The 21,685-nt window shown below is 61.7% G+C and carries 18 protein-coding genes; 11 read left to right on the forward strand and 7 right to left on the reverse strand.

Annotated features, from left to right (window positions below; genetic code table 11):
• The first annotated feature begins 6 nt into the window (after positions 1–6).
• Positions 7–1,974: a PAS domain-containing sensor histidine kinase gene (locus ACQK2G_RS04255; protein WP_425403779.1), complete on the forward strand. Its 1,968-nt coding sequence runs from the start codon at positions 7–9 to the stop codon at positions 1,972–1,974.
• On the opposite strand, the gene ACQK2G_RS04260 is transcribed toward ACQK2G_RS04255, so the two are convergent.
• Positions 1,962–2,621: a TetR/AcrR family transcriptional regulator gene (locus tag ACQK2G_RS04260; RefSeq protein ID WP_425403780.1), complete on the reverse strand. Its 660-nt coding sequence runs from the start codon at positions 2,619–2,621 to the stop codon at positions 1,962–1,964. The two genes, ACQK2G_RS04255 and ACQK2G_RS04260, sit on opposite strands and share 13 nt — an antisense overlap.
• A gap of 268 nt (positions 2,622–2,889) precedes the next feature.
• Between ACQK2G_RS04260 and ACQK2G_RS04265 the strand changes: the two genes are divergently transcribed.
• Genes ACQK2G_RS04265 through ACQK2G_RS04275 form a run of 3 tightly spaced genes read left to right on the forward strand, consistent with a single transcriptional unit; the run spans position 2,890 to position 7,365 of the window.
• A complete protein-coding gene (locus ACQK2G_RS04265; RefSeq protein ID WP_425403781.1) occupies positions 2,890–5,274 on the forward strand; it encodes an efflux RND transporter permease subunit in 2,385 nt (794 codons plus the stop codon).
• 44 nt (positions 5,275–5,318) lie between these two features.
• A complete protein-coding gene (locus ACQK2G_RS04270; protein WP_425403782.1) occupies positions 5,319–6,146 on the forward strand; it encodes an outer membrane lipoprotein-sorting protein in 828 nt (275 codons plus the stop codon).
• Positions 6,103–7,365 carry a hypothetical protein gene (locus tag ACQK2G_RS04275; RefSeq protein WP_425403783.1) on the forward strand — a complete coding sequence of 421 codons (1,263 nt, stop codon included), beginning with the start codon at positions 6,103–6,105 and terminating at the stop codon, positions 7,363–7,365. Before ACQK2G_RS04270 ends, ACQK2G_RS04275 begins: the two co-directional genes overlap by 44 nt.
• 160 nt (positions 7,366–7,525) lie before the next feature.
• Here ACQK2G_RS04275 and ACQK2G_RS04280 read toward each other — a convergent pair whose 3' ends face one another.
• The 4 genes from ACQK2G_RS04280 to ACQK2G_RS04295 form a co-directional block, all read right to left on the reverse strand.
• The gene (locus ACQK2G_RS04280; RefSeq protein ID WP_425403784.1) at positions 7,526–8,407 is read right to left on the reverse strand and encodes a VPLPA-CTERM sorting domain-containing protein; all 882 of its coding nucleotides are present in this window, start codon (positions 8,405–8,407) and stop codon (positions 7,526–7,528) included.
• A 179-nt stretch (positions 8,408–8,586) separates the two neighbouring features.
• Entirely contained in the window at positions 8,587–9,195 is a 609-nt protein-coding gene (locus ACQK2G_RS04285; RefSeq protein ID WP_425403785.1) for a CDP-alcohol phosphatidyltransferase family protein, read from the reverse strand.
• 6 nt (positions 9,196–9,201) lie between these two features.
• A complete protein-coding gene (locus ACQK2G_RS04290) occupies positions 9,202–9,651 on the reverse strand; it encodes a hypothetical protein (protein ID WP_425403786.1) in 450 nt (149 codons plus the stop codon).
• 50 nt (positions 9,652–9,701) lie between these two features.
• Positions 9,702–10,400: a hypothetical protein gene (locus tag ACQK2G_RS04295; protein ID WP_425403787.1), complete on the reverse strand. Its 699-nt coding sequence runs from the start codon at positions 10,398–10,400 to the stop codon at positions 9,702–9,704.
• A gap of 115 nt (positions 10,401–10,515) precedes the next feature.
• Between ACQK2G_RS04295 and dapA the strand changes: the two genes are divergently transcribed.
• Complete coding sequence (gene dapA, locus ACQK2G_RS04300; RefSeq protein ID WP_425403788.1) at positions 10,516–11,421, forward strand: 4-hydroxy-tetrahydrodipicolinate synthase; 906 nt, start codon at positions 10,516–10,518, stop codon at positions 11,419–11,421.
• Here the strand turns inward: dapA and ACQK2G_RS04305 are convergent.
• Both ACQK2G_RS04305 and ACQK2G_RS04310 read right to left on the reverse strand, forming a co-directional pair.
• Complete coding sequence (locus tag ACQK2G_RS04305) at positions 11,371–12,609, reverse strand: MFS transporter (protein ID WP_425403789.1); 1,239 nt, start codon at positions 12,607–12,609, stop codon at positions 11,371–11,373. The genes dapA and ACQK2G_RS04305 overlap by 51 nt on opposite strands.
• Positions 12,610–12,717: 108 nt before the next feature.
• Positions 12,718–14,955 (reverse strand): S8 family peptidase, encoded by a 2,238-nt coding sequence (locus ACQK2G_RS04310; protein WP_425403790.1) that lies wholly within the window; start codon positions 14,953–14,955, stop codon positions 12,718–12,720.
• 131 nt (positions 14,956–15,086) lie between these two features.
• On the opposite strand from ACQK2G_RS04310, the gene ACQK2G_RS04315 reads away from it, so the two are divergent.
• The 6 genes from ACQK2G_RS04315 to ACQK2G_RS04340 all read left to right on the forward strand — a co-directional run bounded on the left by ACQK2G_RS04315 (position 15,087) and on the right by ACQK2G_RS04340 (position 21,658).
• Positions 15,087–15,848 carry an HpcH/HpaI aldolase family protein gene (locus tag ACQK2G_RS04315; RefSeq protein ID WP_425403791.1) on the forward strand — a complete coding sequence of 254 codons (762 nt, stop codon included), beginning with the start codon at positions 15,087–15,089 and terminating at the stop codon, positions 15,846–15,848.
• Complete coding sequence (locus tag ACQK2G_RS04320) at positions 15,848–16,825, forward strand: 2-hydroxyacid dehydrogenase (RefSeq protein ID WP_425403792.1); 978 nt, start codon at positions 15,848–15,850, stop codon at positions 16,823–16,825. The genes ACQK2G_RS04315 and ACQK2G_RS04320 overlap by 1 nt, the downstream gene beginning before the upstream one ends.
• A 184-nt stretch (positions 16,826–17,009) precedes the next feature.
• A complete protein-coding gene (locus ACQK2G_RS04325) occupies positions 17,010–18,497 on the forward strand; it encodes an FAD-linked oxidase C-terminal domain-containing protein (RefSeq protein ID WP_425403793.1) in 1,488 nt (495 codons plus the stop codon).
• 21 nt (positions 18,498–18,518) lie between these two features.
• On the forward strand, positions 18,519–19,742 hold the full coding sequence (glcE, locus tag ACQK2G_RS04330; protein ID WP_425403794.1) for a glycolate oxidase subunit GlcE: 1,224 nt from the start codon (positions 18,519–18,521) through the stop codon (positions 19,740–19,742).
• Between the two features lie 17 nt (positions 19,743–19,759).
• A complete protein-coding gene (gene glcF, locus ACQK2G_RS04335) occupies positions 19,760–21,064 on the forward strand; it encodes a glycolate oxidase subunit GlcF (protein ID WP_425403795.1) in 1,305 nt (434 codons plus the stop codon).
• A gap of 120 nt (positions 21,065–21,184) precedes the next feature.
• Positions 21,185–21,658, forward strand: coding sequence for a PAS domain-containing protein (locus ACQK2G_RS04340; protein ID WP_425403796.1), 474 nt, complete (start codon positions 21,185–21,187; stop codon positions 21,656–21,658).
• The last annotated feature ends 27 nt before the right edge of the window (positions 21,659–21,685 follow it).

A 21,685-nucleotide genomic window follows, 5' to 3' on the forward strand; every position in this document is an offset into this window, starting at 1 on the left:
GCGCGCATGGAATATATCCCCGAACTAAAATCCGTGGATATGGGTGGCGGTGCCGGCCAAGGCGGGTCACGGAACTCGTCCGGGCGCGCCGGTATCGGCAAGCTGCTGCGTCCTGCCGTGTTCTTCACAACGGGTTTTCTGGTTCTGGCCGCGGTTTTCTGGGGTGTGGGGCTGGAACCTGTCGCCGCGTTACTCCTTTCGTTCGGCCTGTCCGCCGTCTTCACCCTGATGGCCGCCCTGTATCTCGGAACCTGGAGGATAGCGGATTTCGCCGGCGGACGATCCGATGGCCTGACGCCGCAGCAATATGCCGTCGGCTTCGATCTGTTGGCGACCCTGATGGATAGAATGCCCGCGGTCTTCATCGTCAAGGACCGCAGCCACCGCTACATCCTGGTCAACGATACGATGGGCGAATGGGCCGCCCTGAAGGCGAAGGATTTCATCGGCAAGAGGGTCGATGAAGTCTCCTGGTGGCGCAACAATGTCGAGGAAATGCAGCGGATCCGGGAAGAGGACGAATACGTCCTGACGACCGAACGGCCGTTGGATCGTTTTGTGGTCGTGCCCCGCGCCGACGGCACGGAAATCAAGATGCTGGCCAAGCGTTTCCCGATCCGATCCAGGGATGGCGACGTTGTTGCAATCGGCAGCACCAATATCGATGTGACCGAACTGGAAGAGGCGCGCCAGGAATACCAGGAAGCCCGACGGGAGAGAGACCGACAGACGGCGATCTTCCAGAATTTCTTCGAAGCCCTGCCTTTTCCGGCGGCCATGAAGGGTGTTGACGGTCGCTTTCTGTCCGTGAACAGCAAGCTTCTAGAATGGCATACATTCCCGGACAATGACGTCATCGGTAGACGAATAGAGGAAATTGTCGGGCCGGAACTTGCCGAGGCGTCGATTGCCTTGGACGCCAAGGTCCTGGAGTCCGGTAAGCCGGATTCGATCGAGCGGACGCAGGTTTTCTATGACGGCGTGGAGCGTATCGTGCGGATTCTGCGTTTCCCGCTGATCGCGGAGGACGGCGAGCTCTTGGGGCTCGGACTGTTCAACATCGACGTCTCCGAACAGCGCGCGGCGGAACGCCTGCTGCAGGACAATTACGCGGAACTGGAACGGCTGGTCGGGGAACGCACCGCTGAGCTGGAACAGACCAATTGCGAGCTGACCCGCGCCTTGGATGAGTTGAAGGCGACGACCGACGTTCTCATCGAAACCGACCGGATGGCGTCTCTGGGATCGATGGTCGCGGGCATGGCGCATGAGATCAATACCCCGATCGGCGTCGGCGTCACCGCCGCGAGCCTTGTGCGCGACAAGGTCGAGGCCATCCAGAACGACCTGGACGCCGGCACATTGACGCGCGACGGGATGGCGGCGGCGATGTCGGTGATCGACGAGGCATCGGACGTGATGCTGCGGAACATGTCCCGCGCGGACAGCCTGATCCGTAGTCTGAAACAGGTCGCCGTGGATCAGACCAACATGGAAACGCGCGATGTCGACCTGGAACGCTATATCCGGGAAGTCGAAATGAGTATCGCGCCGGTTCTCGCAAAGGCGGGCGTAACCGTTCAACTGGATTGCCGGCCGGGATTGTGGGTCAGGCTGCAGCCCGGGCCGCTTGCCCAGGTGATGACCAACCTGCTGATGAACTGCATCAACCACGCCTATCCGGACGGGGAGGGCGGTGTGATCCACATCGGAACCGCCTTGACCGATGACGGCGTCATCCTCCGCTTTCGCGATTTCGGCGTCGGCATGGATCAGGAAACACTGGGGCAGGTTTTCGTGCCCTTCTTCACGACACGCCGCAACAATGGCGGGACGGGACTGGGCCTGTCGATCGTCTACAACGTCGTCCGGTCGATCCTGGGGGGCGATATCGATTGCGACAGCGCGCCGGGAAAGGGGACCGTTTTCACGGTCACCCTGCCGCTGTCCTGCGTGGTCGATCAGGCGGAATAGATTTTCAGGAACCGATCGACGCCCCTGGCCGCGATCTCCTTGATCTCCGCTTCGCTCGGCGTCTCCTCCAGACCGATCAGCAGTTTCAGGTGGATCGGGTCCTTCACGATGGCGAGGAACTGCCACGCCGCCTGATGCGGTTCGTCGATTTTCAGCGAGCCCAACTCATGCTGACGGGCGAAATACGCCGCCAACTGCTCGGAGAGCTTCTTCGGGCCCTTCTCGAAGAACTCCCGGCCCAATTGCGGAAACCGGCTGGCCTCCCCGATGATGATCCGGAACAGCGCGACATCCGTGGGGTCCGTGATCAAGGTCAGAAACCGGCACCCCAGGACCTGAAGCATTTCAGGCATTTTCGGATCCGGTCCGTCGGCCTGCGCCGCCTGTTCCATCATTACGTCGATCTGCGCCTGAATGGCCGCGCCCAGGACGCTGCACATCTGCGACATGATACTGTCGAACAGCGCTTCCTTCGAGTCGAAGTGGCTGTAGACGGTGCGCTTCGATACGCCCGCGCGTTCGGCCACGGCATCCATGCTCGTCGGGCCGAAGCCCGTCTCCAAGAACAGTTCCTTCGCCGCCTCGATGATCGCGAGGTGCTTTTCCTGGGACCGCGGTGGCAGATTGCTAAGTTCAACGACAGACATACAAATTCTCTATACTGAATCGCTCACCAAGATCAGTAGCCATATTGGTCATAGGGAACAATTCGTCATTTCCTTCCCGTCATAATGCCGACGTCGGATACGGGCCAGGCCGTCCCGTCGGATCGATGCCCATGCATTTGTAACAAAATTTTCCGCAGGCAACTCTTGAAAAGTAAACTATACGGTATAGTTTTAAGAAACGAAACCGTGTAGTGTACTTTTGCCCGGTTGAATATAGGCCGGGACAAAGCCGAGGGAAGGGCTTCACATGTCGGGCACGAAGGAAATGATTGGCGCCGAGAGGGCCAAGCATGCGGGGGATACGGCGGTCGTCGCCTTCGCGAATTGGGTTTTGCGTTTTCGCTGGTTGATATTGCTGTTGAGTTTCGTTGCCGCGCTCGGCGCGGGGTTCGGCGGGCAGTTTCTCGATTTCTCGACCAATTACCGGGTCTTTTTCAGTAAGGACAATCCACAGCTCAACGCTTTCGAGACGTTGCAGGATACCTATATCCGCGAGGACAATATCTCCATTGTCCTGCATCCTAATGAGGGAGAGGTCTTCACGCCGGAACTGCTGACGGCGATGCGGGACCTGACCGACAAGGCCTGGCAGATCCCGTACACGACCCGGGTCGACAGCCTGACCAATTTCCAGAACAGCTATGCGGCGGGTGAGGACGACCTGATCGTCGAAGACCTGGTGCCCGTCGATACGCCGCTGGACGCGGAGGATATTGCACGAATCCGCGAGACGGCCCTGTCGGAACCGCTGATCGTGGACAGACTGGTGTCACCGGACGCGGATACCGCCTCGATCAACGTGACTGTCACATTGCCCTTGGAAACCCAGTTGGAAGTTCCCGCGGCGATGGAGCATGCCAGGGCCCTCGTGACGGAATTCCGGGAGACCTATCCGGACGTAACGGTCGCTTTGACCGGGTCCGTCGCCCTGAACCATGCGTTCACGGAAGCGAGTTTCGCCGATATGGCGAACCTGATCCCGTTGATGTACGGGATCCTGCTCTTGGTGATGGTCGTTCTTTTGCGGTCCTTCAGCGGCACCATCGCGACACTGCTGGTGATCGCCTTTTCCGCGTTGTCGGCCATGGGCATCAGCGGCTGGCTGGGGGTTCAATTGACGCCGCCATCGGCCATCGCGCCAACCATCATTCTGACGCTGGCGATCGCGGATTCGATCCATATCCTGGTTTCCATGGTCGGCGGCATGCGCAAGGGCCTGGGCAAGCGCGAAGCGATTGTGGAGAGCCTGCGGATCAATTTTCAGCCGGTCTTCCTGACCAGTCTGACCACCGTTATAGGCTTCCTCAGCCTGAACTTCAGCGATGCGCCCCCGTTCCGCGATCTTGGAAACATAACGGCGATCGGCGTTACGGCCGCCTGGGCCTATTCGATCCTGTTCCTGCCGGCGGCCATGGCGGTTCTGCCAATGCGGGTAAAACCGCGCGGGGAGGACTCAGCGACGGCGATGGACAGGCTCGCCGGTTTCGTCGTCGGCAATCGCAAGGCACTGCTGGTGGCCATGACCGGTATCGTCATCGTCCTGGGGGCTTTGGTGCCGCGGATCGAATTGAACGACCAGTTCGTGAACTATTTCGACCGGTCGATCGAATTCCGGCGCGACACCGATTACGCGATGGAGAACCTCAGCGGTATCTATCAGGCGCAATGGTCCCTGCCGGCCGGAGAATCCGGCGGCGTCAGCGATCCGAAATATCTGCAGACAATTTCCGATTTTACCGATTGGCTGCGCGCGCGTGATACGGTGGTCCATGTCCAGTCGCTGTCGGATATCTTCAAGCGTCTGAACAAGAACATGCACGGCGACGATCAGGGCTATTACGCTTTGCCCGAGGAAAAGAACCTTGCCGCGCAATATCTGCTGTTGTTCGAAATGTCGCTGCCCTACGGCCTCGATCTCAACAACCAGATCAACGTGGACAAATCCTCTGTCAGGATCGTCGCGACGCTGGAAAACATCACCACCGATGAATTGCGGGCGTTGGACGATGAAGCGAAGGTTTGGCTGGAACAGCGCCTGGCGGGCGGGGAAAAGCTGAACGCCAGCGGTCCTTTCGTGATGTTCGCCTATATCGCCCAGCGCAATATCGAAGGCATGTTGCTCGGCACGGGCTTGGCCTTCCTGCTCATTTCGGCCTCCCTGGTGGTGGCATTGCGCAGCGTGCGGCTGGGGTTGATCAGCCTGGTACCGAACCTGGTGCCGCCGATCATGGCCTTCGGCCTGTGGTCGGTCCTGGTGGGCGAAATCGGGCTTGCATCCTCGGTCGTGACGGCGACCAGCCTGGGCATCATCGTGGACGCAACCGTGCACTTCCTGTCGAAGTACCGGCGCGCCCGGGTGATGAACGGCCAGGATGCGGAAGGGGCGGTGCGCTATGCCTTTTCCACCGTCGGTACGGCACTCTGGGTGACCACGGCGATCCTGGTGGCTGGCTTCGCGATCCTGTCGCTCAGCGCATTCGAGATCAATGCATCGCTCGGCCAATTGACCGCGATCACGCTGGTCATGGCGCTTTTCGCCGACTTCCTTCTGCTGCCGGCCATCCTGATCCTGGTGGATGGTCGGAAGCGGCGGGAGGCGCCGGAGAATGCCATGGCCCAGGCTGCGGAATAACCCCTCGTATAGACATGAACAGGTAGATGATGAGGACAGATATCATGGACACATCACGATATTGGACGGGTCTCGGCCTGGCCTTGATGATCACCGGCGCGGCGGTCGGGCTCGCCATCCTCTCCAACGATGCCCATGCGGGCCCTGCCGAAGACCGGAAGGGTCTCGAGATCGCCCAGGAAATCGACCGGCGCGACCTCGGCTTCGGGGACAGCAAGACAGAGATGGAGATGATCCTGACCAACCGGACCGGCGAGTCCAGCACGCGCAAACTGCGGCTGGAAACCCTGGAAGTGTCGGACCCGGAGGAGGGCGACAAGAGCCTGACGATCTTCGATCATCCGGGCGATATCAAGGGCACCGCCTTCCTCAGCTTTACCAAGATCCTGGAGCCGGACGATCAGTGGCTCTATCTGCCGGCCTTGAAACGGGTGAAACGTATTTCGTCGGCCAACAAGTCGGGACCCTTCGTCGGCAGCGAGTTCGCCTATGAGGACCTGACCAGTTTCGAAGTTGCCAAGTATTCCTACACCTGGCTGCGCGACGAACCTTGCGGCGAAATGGAATGCTTTGTGGTCGAGCGTATTCCGCAATACGAACGGTCCGGCTATTCGAAACAGATCGCCTGGGTCGACACGGCCGAATACCGGATCGTCAAAGTAGATTTCTACGACCGTAAGGACACGCTGTTGAAGACGCTGGAGAGCACGGAATGGCAGCAGTATCTGGACCAGTACTGGCGGCCCCACCGTATGCATATGGTGAACCATCAGACCGGCAAGGAAACCACCCTTACCTTCCAACCCTATCAATTCCGGGAAGGCGTCAATGAAGCCAATTTCAATCAAAGCCGTCTTGCCCGTTTGCGTTAAGGCGAGGGCCGTTGCGGCCGTGATCGGTGCGGCTGGGTTTGCCGCCGGTCCGGCCGGGGCGCAGGAACCGCTGACAATCTTCGGGGCCGAGGCGGAGATCGCGGGCTCGGCCTCCACCGAGTTTCGGTTCTTTCCTGAAAACCCGCAATTCGCGGACCAGGACGACCGGCGGGTCGAGCCCTCCATCGCGGCGGAGCCTGAATTCCGCCTGTATTGGGAACGCGAGCGGCTGACCTTCATTCCCTTCTTCCGTTACGATCCGGCGGACCATGAAGGACGGACCCATGGCGATATCCGGGAACTCTCGCTCTATGTCGAGCGCGACGATTGGGACGTCACCGCCGGCTTGGGCAAGGTCTTCTGGGGTGTGGCGGAAAGCCGGCATCTTGTCGATATCATCAACCAGACCGATCTGGTCGAGAATTCCGATGAGGAAGACAAGCTCGGTCAGCCGATGGTGAACCTGAACCTCTTGCGCGATTGGGGAACGCTTGGTGTCTTTGTCCTACCCGGCTTCCGCGAACGGACCTTCCCGGGGGATGAAGCGCGCCTGCGCGGGCCGCTGCACATCGATACCGACCGGCCGATCTACGAGTCTTCGGCGGAAGACAATCATGTGGATGCAGCCCTGCGCTACAAACATGTGATCGGCGATTTCGATCTGGGGCTGAGCTATTTTCACGGCACCAGTCGGGAACCGGAATTGGTTCAGTCGGTCAGCAGTGACGGCAGGATCGTGCTCCGCCCGCGTTATGAAATCATCGATCAAGTGGGCCTCGACGTACAGGCGACGATGGATGCCTGGCTGTGGAAATTGGAGGCGATCCATCGCTCGGGTCACGGCGACCCCTTCGCTGCGGCGGTCGGGGGATTTGAATATACCTTGTTCGGTGTGGCTGACAGCGCGGCCGATCTCGGCCTGTTGGCGGAATACCATTACGACGGCCGCGGCGAGGATGCTCCGGCGACCATCTTCGACCGTGATATCTTCCTGGGCGCGCGCCTTGCCCTGAATGACGAGGACGCGACCGAATTTCTGGGCGGCGTTATCGTCGACCAGCGTGAAGGAGAGGTCTTGGCTTTGCTAGAAGCGGAACGCCGGATCACCGAACGCTGGTTCGCGGAACTGGAAGCGCGCTTTTTCCTAAACGCGGATCGAAGCATTGCCGCGGTACAGGATGACGGACACGTTCTACTGCGTCTCTCCCGTTATTTCTGAGCCCGGTTCATGGGTACCCGTGGGGGGTAGGGCGGAGACGGCGGCCTTCGGGCCGTCGTTTCTGTATTCAGGGCGCGGAACGGCGGGCAAAAGAAAGGGCCGCCCGAAAGCGGCCCTCTCCGTCGTTGGGGTCTACTCCCCCCAATAAGGTCGTTAGACCTTATGCAGTGCGGCGCCGGCGCCAGGACGCCGCGCCAAGCCCGGCCAAGCCGGTCAGCAGGAACAGAGCCGCGCCCGGCAGCGGGACGACGGTCGGTTCGAAATCGAAATTCAGATCGATGTTGCCGCTGGTGAATTGCACGTCGTCGACATAGGCCGTCTGGCCTTGGTTGAAACTTCCGACGCCGATCGAGATACCGATGATGGTCGCACTCAGCAGATCACCGCCAAAAAAGTCATCCCAGTCTTCCAGTGTCCGGCCGTCACCGCCGAAACCGGCGATGCCCGGGGCGCCGTAGATACCCGTATGCCAGAAGACGCCGCTGTCACCTGTGATCAGGGCGGTCAACCATTGATCGGGTGTGACGGCCACAGAGGTGCCTACGGTGCCCAAATTCCAGGTCGGTTCGTACACGAAGGTGGCGAAACCGTCGGTCGTGCCCCCGGTGGAGATATCGGCGTCAAAAACGGTCAGTTTGATCGCCGCCGCCGCGGATGGGTTCGGATCGCCGGTGCTGTCCTTGAAATAGCTGTAGCTCATCGAACTGCCGGCGCTGAGGAAGTCACCGATCGTGCCGTATCCGCCAAGCCGCGTGATCCCGATTTCCGCCTTGTCGGCATCGGAGGCGCCGGTCGTCAGCTTTGCCGCGCCCTTCGCCAAAGGTTGGTCGTTTTCCAATGCGCCGCCTTCGCCGGTGAGGTCGACGATCGACGCCGTGCCATTGGCTTTTACATCAAAAAGGAACCAGGAATCGTCCGGGGTCAAAGTTGGATCGTTGGGATTCGCGACCGCAGGGCCGAAAGCGTTGACGGTTTCTGCATGGGCGGGAACCGCCAGAAACACCCCGATTGCGGTCAGTGCCGCTGCGATTTGACCTTTCATGACATCCTCCCCGGAAATAGCCCGTAATATGATATATCAATCCGTTAATGAACCACGGCGGGGCAGGCGTTGTGTCAACGAGGGCCGTTCATTTTGTTAACGCGTCGTATGGAATTTGAACGGAAGTACACCCCTGAAAAATATGGGTATTCCGTTTCGACCTCGTGTAGGGGATAGGATCAGTCCCGAAATGTTGTGGCGGCGGCGGCGATGCGGGTCAGGGTCGTCACCCAGCACAACCCACCGAAGATCCAGGCAAGTATTGGGAAATTTTGCGGCAGCAGGCAGCAGGCGATGAAGAAGACGATGGTTTCCGTCCCCTCGGTCAGGCCGCCCAGATAGTAGAAGCTCTTCTTGCCGCGGATATCCGTCGTAATCTTCCGTTTTTCGGCAACGACCGCATAGGCGAGAAAGCTGGATCCGGTGCCGATGAAACTGACCAGCAGGAAGGCGGCTGGCAGGGCGTTCGCCTCCGGCGCGGCGACGGCGAAGCCGAAGGGGACCGCGCCGTAGAAGATGAAGTCACCGACAATGTCCAGATAGCCGCCCAGATCGGTCGGCACCGTCTGGCGCGCGACCGCGCCGTCCAAACCGTCCATGAGCCTGTTGACCAGGATCAGCGCCAGCGCCAGCGCGTATTCTCCGAAACCCAGCGCGATAGCGGCGCCCAGGCCGGGCATGAAACTGGTCACGGTGACCGCGTTCGCCGATACGCCAGCTTTTTTCAGCACAGTGGCCGCCGAGGCCAGCGGCGGATCGATCAATTTGCGCATCGCGGCGTCGAGCATGGCGGCTTACCGGCTCTTGCCCCGGATCATCGCGTCGACCGACCAATGGTCGCGATGGCGCAGCAGCCACAGGGCGATCATCGCCAGCAGCGCGCAGAGCGAGACGCTGACATTGCGGTTGATCGGGAAGCCGTTGTCGTTGATTTCGAACGGGTCGAGATATTTCGGCCATTGGCGATAGACCGTGTAACCGTGCATCGCCGCCAGCAGGGCATACGTATAGAGCCGAGCCCAGCCGACAAACACGCAGAGGCAGATGACGACCTGAACCGCCGCAATCACCAGGACCTGCGTTTCGTCCAGCGTCAGCTTGTCGAAGTGCTGGGCGAGTTGCTGATACTGGGCCGGCGCCAGAAATTTGTTCACGGCCCAGACGAAGATGAACCAGGCGCAGCCGATCCGTAGGATCAACAGGGCCAAGGCATCCTGCGAACGGTTTTCCAAAGGTGATTTCATCTTTTTTGCTCTTTTCTCCGGGTCTCCCTAAACGCCTGCAGGGTTTAGGGTTATTCGCATTTCCTGGCCAGGGGGCGGTGGGTCTTTTCCGGTTCACTTTGCAGCGAGAAGCTCTCGAAGAAGGTATCGAACAGCAGCCGCGCATCGCCCTGTTCGACGAAGAAGCTGATCTCCGTATAGGTCGACGTTATTTCGATGATGTTGATGTTCTGCAGCGTCACCCGCTGCATCAGCGCATAAAGGATGCCGGGCACGGCGATATGGCGTTCCGGAAAACGGGCGGTGACGGCCGCCACTTCGTCGTTTCGGTAGACGGGTTTCTGCGGCACCGCCTCGTCCAGCCAGTCGCGCAGACGGGCATCCAGGATGATCGTCACTTCCCGCATGCCGAGGGACAGGTCGCAGAACCCGTTCTTTTCATGCACCTGGCCGTGGATCTTGGCGAGGCGCGATTGCAGGGCCGGACTTCGCGAGAAGGTGCGCAGCGCCAGGCCGGAATGCACGGTTACGCTTTCCAGTGTCAGGTCATGCCCTGTCCTGGTGCCGGGTGGCGGCGGGTTGGCGCGGCGCAGCCGGCTGAGCGCCATGGTGAGCGCGGTTTCCTGCGTCTCCTTGGCCGTGCGCGCTTCCACCTGCGGGCGCAGAAAGCGGGCCAGTTTGGTCAGGTTGAACAGGTCGTGCCGGAAGCCGAATTCCAGGAAGGCGTTACCGCGCAGGATCTGACCCAGGGCTTCTGTAATGGTGATCATGTTATGTATATAACATTCATAATCTATTTATGACAAAGGATTCACTATATTTGCGCTGGATTGGTTGTTCGGGTTTCTCTCCCGCCACAACAAACCGAATGATTGGAGAGACCCGATGGCCGGCCCCTTCGGCGGAATGATCACCGCCTGTATCACCCCCTTCGCCAAGGACGGCAGCATCGACTATGCCACCTGGCGCAAATTGCTGGATCGACAGATCCAGGCCGGCGCGGACGGGTTGGTCATTTTCGGCACCGCCGGGGAAGCCCCGACCATCACGCCGTCGGAATATCTTGAAGCGCTGGAACGCGTGGTCGACATGGTTGGCGGAAGGGTTCCGGTTCTGGCCGGGGCGGGGGGCAACGATACGCGTCGCGCGGTGACACAGGCGAAGGCGGCGGCGGAGACCGGCGTCGACGGGCTGCTCGTCACCTGTCCCTATTACAGCAAACCGCCCCAGCATGCCCTGCTGAACCACTATCGGGCGATCGCGGATGCGGTCGACCTGCCGCAGCTGGTTTACAACATCAAGGGCCGGACCGGGGTGAATATCGAACCGGAGACACTGTTCCGGATGGCCGAGCACGAGAACATCGTCGGCGTGAAGGAAGCCAGCGACGACATGGATCAGTTCATGACGGTCGCCGGGTCGGCGCCGGAAGGGTTCTCGGTCCTGGCCGGTAGCGACCATGTCGCCTATCCGGTGATCGCCTTCGGCGGACAGGGGGTGATCTGCACGGTTTCCAACATCATTCCGGCCGATTTCAAGACGCTGGTGACGGCGGCGCTGGAAGGGAACCGCGTGCTCGCTTCGCGCAAGCATGCGCTGCTGCTGCCGCTGATGAAGGCCTGCTTCATCGAGAACAATCCGATGGCGATCAAGACAATGCTGGCGCTGACCGGGGAGATCGAAGAGGTCTTCCGGCCGCCGCTTTGTTCCATGCTGCCGGAAAACCGGGAGACGCTGCGCTCAATCCTGCAGCGCTTTGCCCTCCTGCCGGATGCGGTCGCGGCGGCTTAGGGCGACGGATAACCGGAAACTGAGCGGCGCCGCGACCCCTGCGATGACGACGGCAAGCAGGGCCAGGTCGTAGCCGCCGATCTGCCACAGCAGCGATCCCAGGAATGGGGCCAGCGCGGCGGTGATCTGAACCGGCAGGGCGAGCGCCCCACTGATCGCGCCGAAATTCCGGCTGCCCAGGATTTCCCGGGTCGAAACCGGTCGCATGATGCTCATGATGCCATAGCAGCTGCCATGCAGGATCACGAAGGGAACCAGCAGCGTCGGTGAAAGGTCCGAGAAGAACAGGCAGGCGGAGGCCGCGACAACGCCGACGAAACCGGCGCCGGTGATCGCGAAGGCCGACAGATGTTTCTCCACCGCCATCATGGCGAGCCGCCCGGCGACCTGCATCGGGCCGATCATGCTGGCGGCGAAAACGGCGACATCCTTGTGAATATCCCGGTCCTCGAGGATCGGCAGCAGGTGGTTGAGCATCAGGCTGTGGTTCAGCCAGAGCAGCGAGAAGGCGACCGCGAGCGCCAGGAAGACCGGCTGTCGCACGACTTGGCCGAGCGTGCGGATATTATCGGCCGCGGCATGGCCGGCATGGGAGGTTTCACCTTCGCCCGACCGGCGGCGATAGTCCTGTTCCATGTGATGGCCGCCCAGCCATAGCAGCGGGGCGCCGACGAAGGCGATCAGCGCCGCGAAGGTCAGCACGGCCGCCTGCCAGCCGAAAGCCTCCGCCACCGCGTGGTTGATCGGGAAGGAAACGGTGCCCGCGAATCCCGCAACCAGGGTCACCATGGTGATGGCGCGGCGTGCCTCGGCCCCGCGCGTGCGGGTGATGATGGCGAAGCAGGGTTCGTAAAGCGTACAGGCCAATACGATGCCGATCACCAGCCAGATCCCGGCGAAGATCCAGATCGACTCCGCCATCGGCAACAGGCTCAGCATCACCGCGCCCAGCACGGCCGCGGCCGCCATCAGTTCGGCCCCGCGGCCTTTATCGATGATCCGCCCGGCCATCGGTGCGAACAGGCCCGACATCACCAGGGCACCGGCGAAGGCAGCGGTCAGCGTGGTTTTGGACCAGCCTTCCGCGTCTTCCCAGCGCAGCAACAGGGCGGGGAACAGATAGTACATTCCGGCCCAGACGATGGTCTGGCCGAAAGCGAGGCAGGCGACGGCGTTTCGGGCGTTCACGGTGATCCCAATCAAGTTCGTTGGGGCGGCGGTGTGGACGGTGTTTACCGATGCAGTGTTACAGGATAGCGCGAACCCGGTCCATTACCCGCCCGACGGCCACGCAACCTAACCGAATATCCCGCCGAACGTGTCCGCGATCGCCCCGGCGACCTCGCCGGCGGTTTCGCTCGCTGTTTCCGCCGTATCCTCGATGAAGGAACCCGTGTCGTCGATGAATTCGTCCACGGCGTCACCGGCATTGTCGAGTGCTTCATCCACCGCGTCTTCCGCTTCTTCCCAGGCTTCGCCCGCGGCTTCGGCGGCGTCGCCGAGCATCTCACCCAATTCGCCGGCGACGGAACCGGCCGCGGCCATGGTGTCTTCCCAGGCTTCCTGTGCCATCTCAGCGGCGAGTGCCGCGTCGAACAACTCGGCCAGGGTGCCCAGCGAGGCGACGAATTCGGTGACGCTGGCAAGCGGGTCCGCCGCGAATTCGCTCCACATGTCGCCCGCCAGTTCCGCGCCGGTCTGGGCGAATTCGCCGGCCTGACCGATCGAGGTGAACAACCAATTGACGGCGGCCAGGGACCAGGGTTCCCCCACGTCCAGGATGGCGATGCCGCTGGCGGCGCCATAGACGTTGAAGGGCGGGGCTTCGTCGAAGGGCGGCACATCCTCCGGCGGCGGCAGGGAATTGATCACCAGCGCCTTGGCATTGACCAGACCGGCGCCGAACAGTCGCGTATTCCAGCCGCCCGGCGGCGGATCGTCGGCGAAAATGGTGGTGTCGACGGCGGTCTGTTTCAGCATGTGGCGGAACACCTGTTGCACCGGCACGTCGGGCACGGCCTGTTCGATCGCCTGCCGTCCGCCATGGGCCTGCAGCCAAAGCGTGGCCAGCCCCGCGGTGATCGCGGTGGCGAAGGAGGTCCCCTGGCTTGTCTTCCAGCCGTCGTCACCGTTGACCTCGAATGTGGCATGCCGGATATGCACCGCCGGGGCGCAGATATCGACTTCCGGACCATGGAAGCAGCCTTCCCAGGGCAAAGGGCCGATCGACCCACCGACCGCGATGACTTCCGGGTAACACGCCGGCGCGGCGACGGCCTGCGGGATCGGCGCGCCTTCCGACTGACCGGCGGCGGCGACGACGATGATGCCCTGATCGACCGCGGCGGCCAGCGCGTCCCGCAGAACAGGATTGGGGGCGCCGCCGAGCGAGATGGAGATCACGTCCACATCTTCCTGGATGGCGTGTTCGATTGCGGCGATGATCTCGATATCCCCGGCCAGGATGACCGTGGTCACGCAGCGTAGCGGCAGCATGGTCGCGCCTTGTGCCACGCCGACGATGGATCGGACCGGGCGCGAGAAATCCGTCGTGCAGGGCGCTACGATGACGGAAGCCGTGAAGGTCCCGTGCATCTCGTAATAAGGGAAGCCGCGCGGCATCACGCCGTGTCGGGCTACATTCTGCGTCACCGGATCGGCATTGTCCGGGGTGACCCGGTCGCTGAAAGCGTTGTAGGCATTCGCCAGATCGATCCGGTTCGTCGGATAATCGGAGTGCTCGCGAAAGCCGGTATCGGGATGGCCGATCGTGAAGCCGCTTCCTGCATCTTCGCCGTTGGGGCCGACACCCAGGGCTTCCCAGGCTCCATAAACGTCGATGCCGCCGTGATAGTCGTGCCAATAGGGGCTGTTCGGGTCGGGTGAGGTCAGATGCCAGTCCCTGTTTTTCGGCACATCCATTTCATAACCGGGACCCGTTCCGCCGCCGCTGAACAAGCCCATCCGAAGGGCTTCCGCGCGCACGGAGGAAAATGCGCCGGTACGGCGCAGGGCGTCCGCGATGCGGGATTGGATCGCGGCGGTGGAGCGCCGGTCGGCGGCGAGTTCGGCCACCCAATAAAGGGCGAGTTTCCTGTGCTTCTTCCGCGCTTTTGGAAAGAGCGGATCAAGCGTGAAGGCCTTCTTGTCCCTGGTCAGGCCGAGTGTTGCCGCGATCAGCGCGTGCAGTTTCTTGCGGGGGATCTCGTCCCGGGTCTTGAGGACCAGACGCAGGGGCCGTTCGGCCGCGTCTACCGCCGCGATCGGCGGTTTATCCTTGGCATCATCGGCTCCCGCCGCGGCGGTCTTCTTGATGGCGGTCCGGATCGCAGGGCCAAGATCCTTCTGCGCCTTTGCCGCCGCTTTTGTGTTCCTTTCGATCAGGCCCCGCAGGCGGCGCAGGCGCAGGATCGTCTCCTGATACTTGCCTTGCCGCCTGGCCAGGCGCTCCTTGCGGGCCGCAGCGACCTTTTGCCGGGCGGCGTCACGGGCCTTCCTCGAGATGTCGACGGCGGGGATTTTTTCTGCAGGCATCTTGGTTTCCTGGTCGTCTGGATGATCGCTTTGCTCCTGCCACCTCACGGTAATACTATACCGGAAAGGCAGGATTGTCCCGGTGCGGAATCAAGCAAGAAGGTCTGACGGGAAAAACGAGGGGAGTTAACGTGTCGATCAGGAACCGTGTGATGGCCGGCGAGCAGGTGCTCGGCGCGATGATTTTCGAGTTCTTCAGCCCCGGTATTCCGCAGCTTCTCTGCAATGCGGGTTGCGAATACGTACTCTATGACATGGAGCATACCGGAATCGGATTGGAGACCCTGAAAACGCAGGTGGCGCATTGCCGGGGATTGCCCATCACGCCCATGGCGCGGGTGCCGCGGGGCGAATACCACTTTCTTGCCCGTGCCCTGGATATCGGGATGCGGGGAGTGATGATCCCCATGGTCGATGACGGGGCGGAAGCCGCGCGCATCGTCGAGGCGACCCGGTACCCGCCGGTCGGCCGCCGCGGGGCCGCTTTCGGATTTCCCCATGACAACTATTCCGGCGGCGACCCGAAGGACAAGATTGCGGCGGCCAACGCGTCGGTGACGGTGATCGCCCAGATCGAAACGGAACGCGGGTTGGAAAATGTCGACGCGATCGCAGCGACGGAGGGGATCGACGTTCTATGGGTCGGGCATTTCGATCTGGCCAATTTCCTGGGCGTGCCCGGCGAATTCCAGAACCCGGTTTATCTCGACGCGGTTCGAAACGTTGTCGAGGCGGCGCGCCGCCACGGCAAGGGGCTGGGTTTCATGCCCGCCGATACGGACTGGGCACGGGAATACAAAGGCTATGGATTTAATATGCTGGCGGTCGGCACCGATCATGGATTGTTTGCCAAGGGTGTTGGGTCCGTGCTGCAGGCGGTGGAGGAAGCGTGATGGTTTTTCGTGTCGGCTCTACCCGTGATCTGCTCACGGCTTCGGGGGATCCTGCCTTCAATGCCGCCGCCTTCGATGAATTGGCGCGCAATCCGAATATCGAATGGGAATGGCTGCCGGAGGATCTTCCCGAGATCACGCCCGAAATCGCCGCGTCCTATGACGGATTGCATGTGAACCTGCCGCGGTTGACCGCGGCTTCGGTCGGGCGCGACGATTGCCGGGTCAAGATAATCGCGCGCAACGGCGTTGGATTTGACACGGTTGATGTGGCGGCCTGCGCAGCCAAGGGAATAACCGTCACCAACACGCCGCATGCGATCCGCCGGCCTGTTGCCGTCGCTGCCCTGACATTGATCTTCGCTTTGGCCGGCAAGCTGTTTACCAAGGACCGGCTTGTGCGCGAGGACCGCTGGAACGAGCGCGTCGAGCATATGGGGATCGGGCTGACGGGAAGAACCCTCGGCCTCATCGGCGCCGGCGGGATAGGTCAGGAGTTGATCCCGCTTGCGCGTCCTTTCTTTCGACGGATTCTGGCGGCGGACCCTTATGTTTCTCCCGCGGTCCTCGACAAGCTGGGTGCCGGCCATGCCGCCTTTGACGATGTGCTGACCCAGGCCGATTTCGTCGTCGTCGCCTGTCCATTGGATGAAACCACCCACCATTTGATGAACGCGCAGGCCTTTGCCCGAATGAAGCCGACGGCCTGTTTCATCAATGTCGCCAGGGGCCCGATCCATGACGAGGCCGCGCTTGTCGAGGCCCTTCGGGACGGCCTGATCGCCGCCGCCGGCCTGGACGTTACCGAGCAGGAACCGATCTCCCCGCACAGCCCGCTCCTGACGATGGACAATACGATCATCACGCCGCATGCGCTTTGCTGGACCGACGAGTGTTTCGAGGACATCGCCCGCACCGCGTTGCGGTCGATCGTGGATGTGTCCCTGGGGCAACACCCGGCGCATCCGGTGACCTAGTTTCCGCCGGCCGTCCTGCGTGCAGGTTTGCTGCGACCAAAGGGCACTTTCCCTGGCGGCCGTGGAGTGATACAAAATTGGTAATACCAATTTGACCCGTGAACGTCCGGGACGGTCGCTTTTTGTCCTTTATTGCCCAAGCGGTTGTTCCATCGGTACAGTTTCGTCGGGGAGGACAACGCTAATGGAAATGCCGAAACCCGATGATGCGGTGATCGCGAACCGCCATCGGATCGCCGATGATTTGCGGGCGATCGTGCCGGGCGATGGTGTCATCGTCGACGAGGACGCCCGCCGTCCTTATGAAACCGACGCGCTGACCGCCTACAAGACATCCCCGCTTGTCGTCGTATTGCCTGAGACCGTGGAACAGGTTTCCGCCGTCCTGCGCTATTGCCATGAAAACAGCATCAAGGTGGTGCCGCGCGGGGCTGGAACGTCGCTGTCCGGGGGCTCCTTGCCCTTGGAGGACGGCGTGCTGCTGGGCCTGGGCAAATTCAATCGGATCCTGGAAGTCGACTATGACAATCGCTGCGCGCGGGTGCAGCCGGGCGTCACCAATCTGTCGATCACCAAGGCCGTGGAAGCGGATGGTTTCTATTACGCGCCGGACCCGTCCAGCCAGATCGCCTGTTCCATCGGCGGCAACGTGGCGGAAAATTCCGGCGGGGTGCATTGCCTGAAATATGGGCTGACGACGAACAATCTGCTCGGCTTGGAAGTGGTGCTGATCGACGGTGAGGTCATTCGCATCGGCGGCAAGCATTTGGATTCCGAAGGCTATGACTTGCTGGGGATCATGACCGGGTCGGAAGGCCTGTTGGGCGTCGTCACCGAAGTGACCGTCCGGCTGCTGCGCGCGCCGGAAACGGTTCGTGCCCTGCTGATCGGCTTTCCCACCAGCGAGGAAGCGGGCGATTGCGTCGCGAAGGTGATCGGGGCTGGGATCATTCCGGGCGGCATGGAAATGATGGACAAGCCGGCCATTCATGCGGCGGAGGATTTTGTCCATGCGGGATATCCGTTGGATGTCGAGGCGCTGTTGATCGTCGAGTTGGACGGGCCGGCCGACGAAGTTGAACACCTGATCGGCCAAGTAAAGACAATTGCGGAATCCTGCGGTGCCGTTTCGTTGAAGATTTCCGAGAACGAACAGGAACGCCTCGGTTTCTGGGCCGGGCGCAAGGCGGCCTTCCCGGCGGTCGGGCGGATCTCGCCCGATTATCTGTGTATGGACGGGACGATCCCGCGCCATCAGCTTCCGACGGTGCTGCGCCGGATGACTGAGCTGTCCAATCAATACGGATTGCGCGTCGCGAACGTTTTCCATGCCGGCGACGGCAATCTGCATCCCTTGATCCTGTACGATGCGAATGTGCCGGGCGAATTGCGGAAAGCCGAGGATTTCGGCGGCGATATCCTGAAGCTGTGCGTCGAAGTCGGCGGTGTGCTGACCGGCGAACACGGGGTTGGGGTGGAGAAACGGGATCTGATGCCGGCCATGTTCACCGAGGTGGACCTGGCCCAGCAGATGCGCCTGAAATGCGCTTTCGATCCGGATGGATTGCTGAATCCCGGCAAGGTCTTCCCGACCTTGCATCGCTGCGCCGAACTCGGCCGAATGCATATCCACAAGGGGAAACTGCCTTTCCCAGACATTCCCCGTTTCTAACCGGATTATTGGGAGCGACCGATGACCCAATTCGTGCCGGAGACGGCGGAACAGTTGAAGGATGCCGTGGCCTGGGCGGTGGCGGAAGAATACCCCCTCGCCGTCAAGGGGACCGGTACAAAGGCCGGTTTGGGCCGGCCGATGGAGACCGAGCATGAGATCGACCTCTCCAAGCTGAACGGCATCACACTCTATGAACCGGATGAACTGGTGCTCCGTGCCGGGGCGGGCACGCCGATGGCGGATGTCACGGCGGCGTTGGAGGAACAGAACCAGCAATTGGCCTTCGAGCCGCCGGATCTCGGCTTCCTGCTGAAGGGTGAAAGCGCCCCGGGTACGCTGGGCGGCGTCATCGCGTCGAATCTCAGCGGGCCGCGCCGGATCAAGTCGGGCGCGGCGCGGGACCATTTCCTGGGGTTCGAGGGCGTTTCGGGCCGTGGTGAGGAATTCAAGTCCGGCGGCCGGGTCATGAAGAACGTCACCGGCTATGATCTCTGCAAGCTGATGGCCGGGTCCTGGGGCACCCTTGCGGTCATGTCCGAAGTGACGGTGAAGGTCCTGCCGAAGGCGGAGAAGGAAAGAACCGTCCTGCTTTATACGGACGATCCCTCGACCGCGGTACGGGCCATGACCGACGCATTGAATTCCCCTTACGAGGTTTCCGGAACGGCGTGGCTGCCGAAGGCGCAAGCCGCGACGACCGGCATCGATATGGTCACGGCGGAGGGAACGGGCGTTGCCGCGATTCGCGTCGAGGGGCCGGGGCCGTCCGTCGAATACCGGTGCGCGCGGTTGCGTGAGATGGCGGGACCGCTCGGCAAGACGGAGGAACTGCACAGCCATCGCGGCAAGTCCTTCTGGGTTGCGGTCCGCGATGTGATGCCCTTTGCCCAGGCGGGGGACCGCAGGGTCGTCTGGAAAATCTCCGTCGCGCCGTCGGAGGGGCCGACCGTCTGCCGGCAATTGCTGTCCCTGAAAGGGGCGGAAGCCTTCATGGATTGGGGCGGCGGTCTGATCTGGCTGGCGGTCGACATGCCGAATTTGGGCGGGGCGGATATTGTCCGCGATACCGTCGCGCAATCCGGCGGTCACGCCACATTGATCCGGGGCGATCTGGATTTGCGGGCCAAGGCGGATGTGTTCCATCCCCTGGCGCCCGGGCTGGCGACCCTGACCAGGAAGATCAAGAACGGGTTCGACCCGCACGGCGTGCTCAATCCGGGCCGCATGTATAACGGCATCTAAGGGCTGGCAACGATACCATGCAGACGAATTTCACCCTGGCGCAATTGGCCGATCCCGACGTCGCCGAATCCGAAACGATCCTGCGCAAATGCGTCCATTGCGGTTTCTGCACGGCGACCTGTCCGACTTTCGTGACCCTGGGCGACGAATTGGATTCGCCGCGCGGCCGGATCTATCAGATCAAGGATATGCTGGAAAACGACAAGCCGGCGCCGTCGCGGGTCGTCAAGCATATCGACCGGTGTCTCAGTTGCCTTTCCTGTATGACGACTTGTCCCTCCGGCGTGCATTACATGCATCTGGTGGACCACGCGCGGGCCTATATCGAGAAGACGCATATACGGCCTTTCGCCGACCGGTTTCTGCGCAATTTGCTGGCCGGCCTGCTGCCCAATCCCAGTCTGTTCCGCCTTGCTTTGGCGGGGGCCTGGCTGGCGCGTCCTTTCGCGCCTGTGGTCGGCGGGTTGTTCGGCGGCCGTTTGGGGGCGATGCTGAAACTGGCCCCGAAGACGCTTCCCAAACCGTCGCCTGTCGATGTGCCACAGGTTTTTCCCGCTACCGGGGAAAGGCGGGCGCGCGTTGCCATGCTGAACGGCTGCGCCCAGCCGGTTCTGCAGCCGCAGATCAACGAAGCGACCGTTCGTCTGCTCAATCGCCTGGGGGTCGAGGTCGTGGTGGCCCAAGGGGCGGGATGCTGCGGCGCGCTGGTTCATCACATGGGCAAGGCGGAGGCGAGCCACCATCAGGCGGCCGCGAATATTCGCGCCTGGATGACGGAACATCGGCGGGAAGCGCTCGATGCGGTGATCATCAACGCGTCCGGCTGCGGGACGACGGTGAAGGATTACGGTTTCATGCTGCGCGAAGACGCGGAACTGGCCGAAGACGCCGCTGCGGTCTCGGCGATGACCAAGGATGTGACGGAATTCCTCGCCGAACTGGGCCTGGACGGCGCAACGGTCCCGGATGGGGCACCGAAGCGCGTCGCCTATCATTCCGCCTGTTCCATGCAGCATGGGCAAAAGATCACGCAGCAGCCGAAGAGCCTGCTGTCGCAGGCCGGGTTCGAGGTGGTCGAGGTTCCCGAAGCGCATCTCTGCTGCGGGTCGGCCGGAACCTACAACATCATGCAGCCTGAACTGGCGACGAAACTGCGGGATCGGAAGGTGGCCAATATCAGAAAGACCGCGCCGGACATCATCGCGGCGGGCAATATTGGTTGCATTACACAGATCGCCTCGGCGGCCGATGTGCCCGTCATTCATACGGTCGAGTTGCTGGATTGGGCGACGGGCGGACCACGGCCGATCGGGCTTTCCTGATCCTGGGGAGCGCCAGGGGCATCTGACTGATGCTTTTTGGTGATTTTACTAATACACCGTTTGATGGTTCGGGCGCATGCGTGCTACTTGATAATGAGTAGCGCACCTGGAAACCGCCCGATGCAGATGACCGCACCAAACAGCCTCATTCAGTTCGATTCATTCGACAATGTACCCGGGTATCTCATCGAAACGATGAAGTATTGGGAGGCCGCCCGGGCGGAACGGCCCGTGCCGCATGTCTCCACCATCGACCCGACAGCTCTTCCGACCGAGGCTTTGCGCTGGATGGCGGTTTTCGAAGTCCTCGACGGGGAAAAGGATTTCAGGGTCAGATTGGCGGGGACCGGCATCTCGTCCCTGACCGGGCGGGAATTCACCGGCATGCTGCTCAGCGAGATCCCGGGGTCGGAGCAGGGGCGCGTGCGCATGATCCGATGCATCGAGGAGAAACGGCCGTACTATACGGGCGCACCGCTGAAATGGTCCCTGGGGCAGGAACACATCGACTACTCGGTCCTGTGCCTCCCTTTCACCGATGATACCGGTGCCATTACCCGTCTGCTGATGGTCTTCAAGTTCCATCTGGACTGACCCGCGCGCCCGCGATCCGGGGCCACA

This window comes from Hwanghaeella sp. (assembly GCF_965227365.1).
Taxonomy (GTDB): Bacteria; Pseudomonadota; Alphaproteobacteria; order UBA8366; family Aestuariispiraceae; genus Hwanghaeella.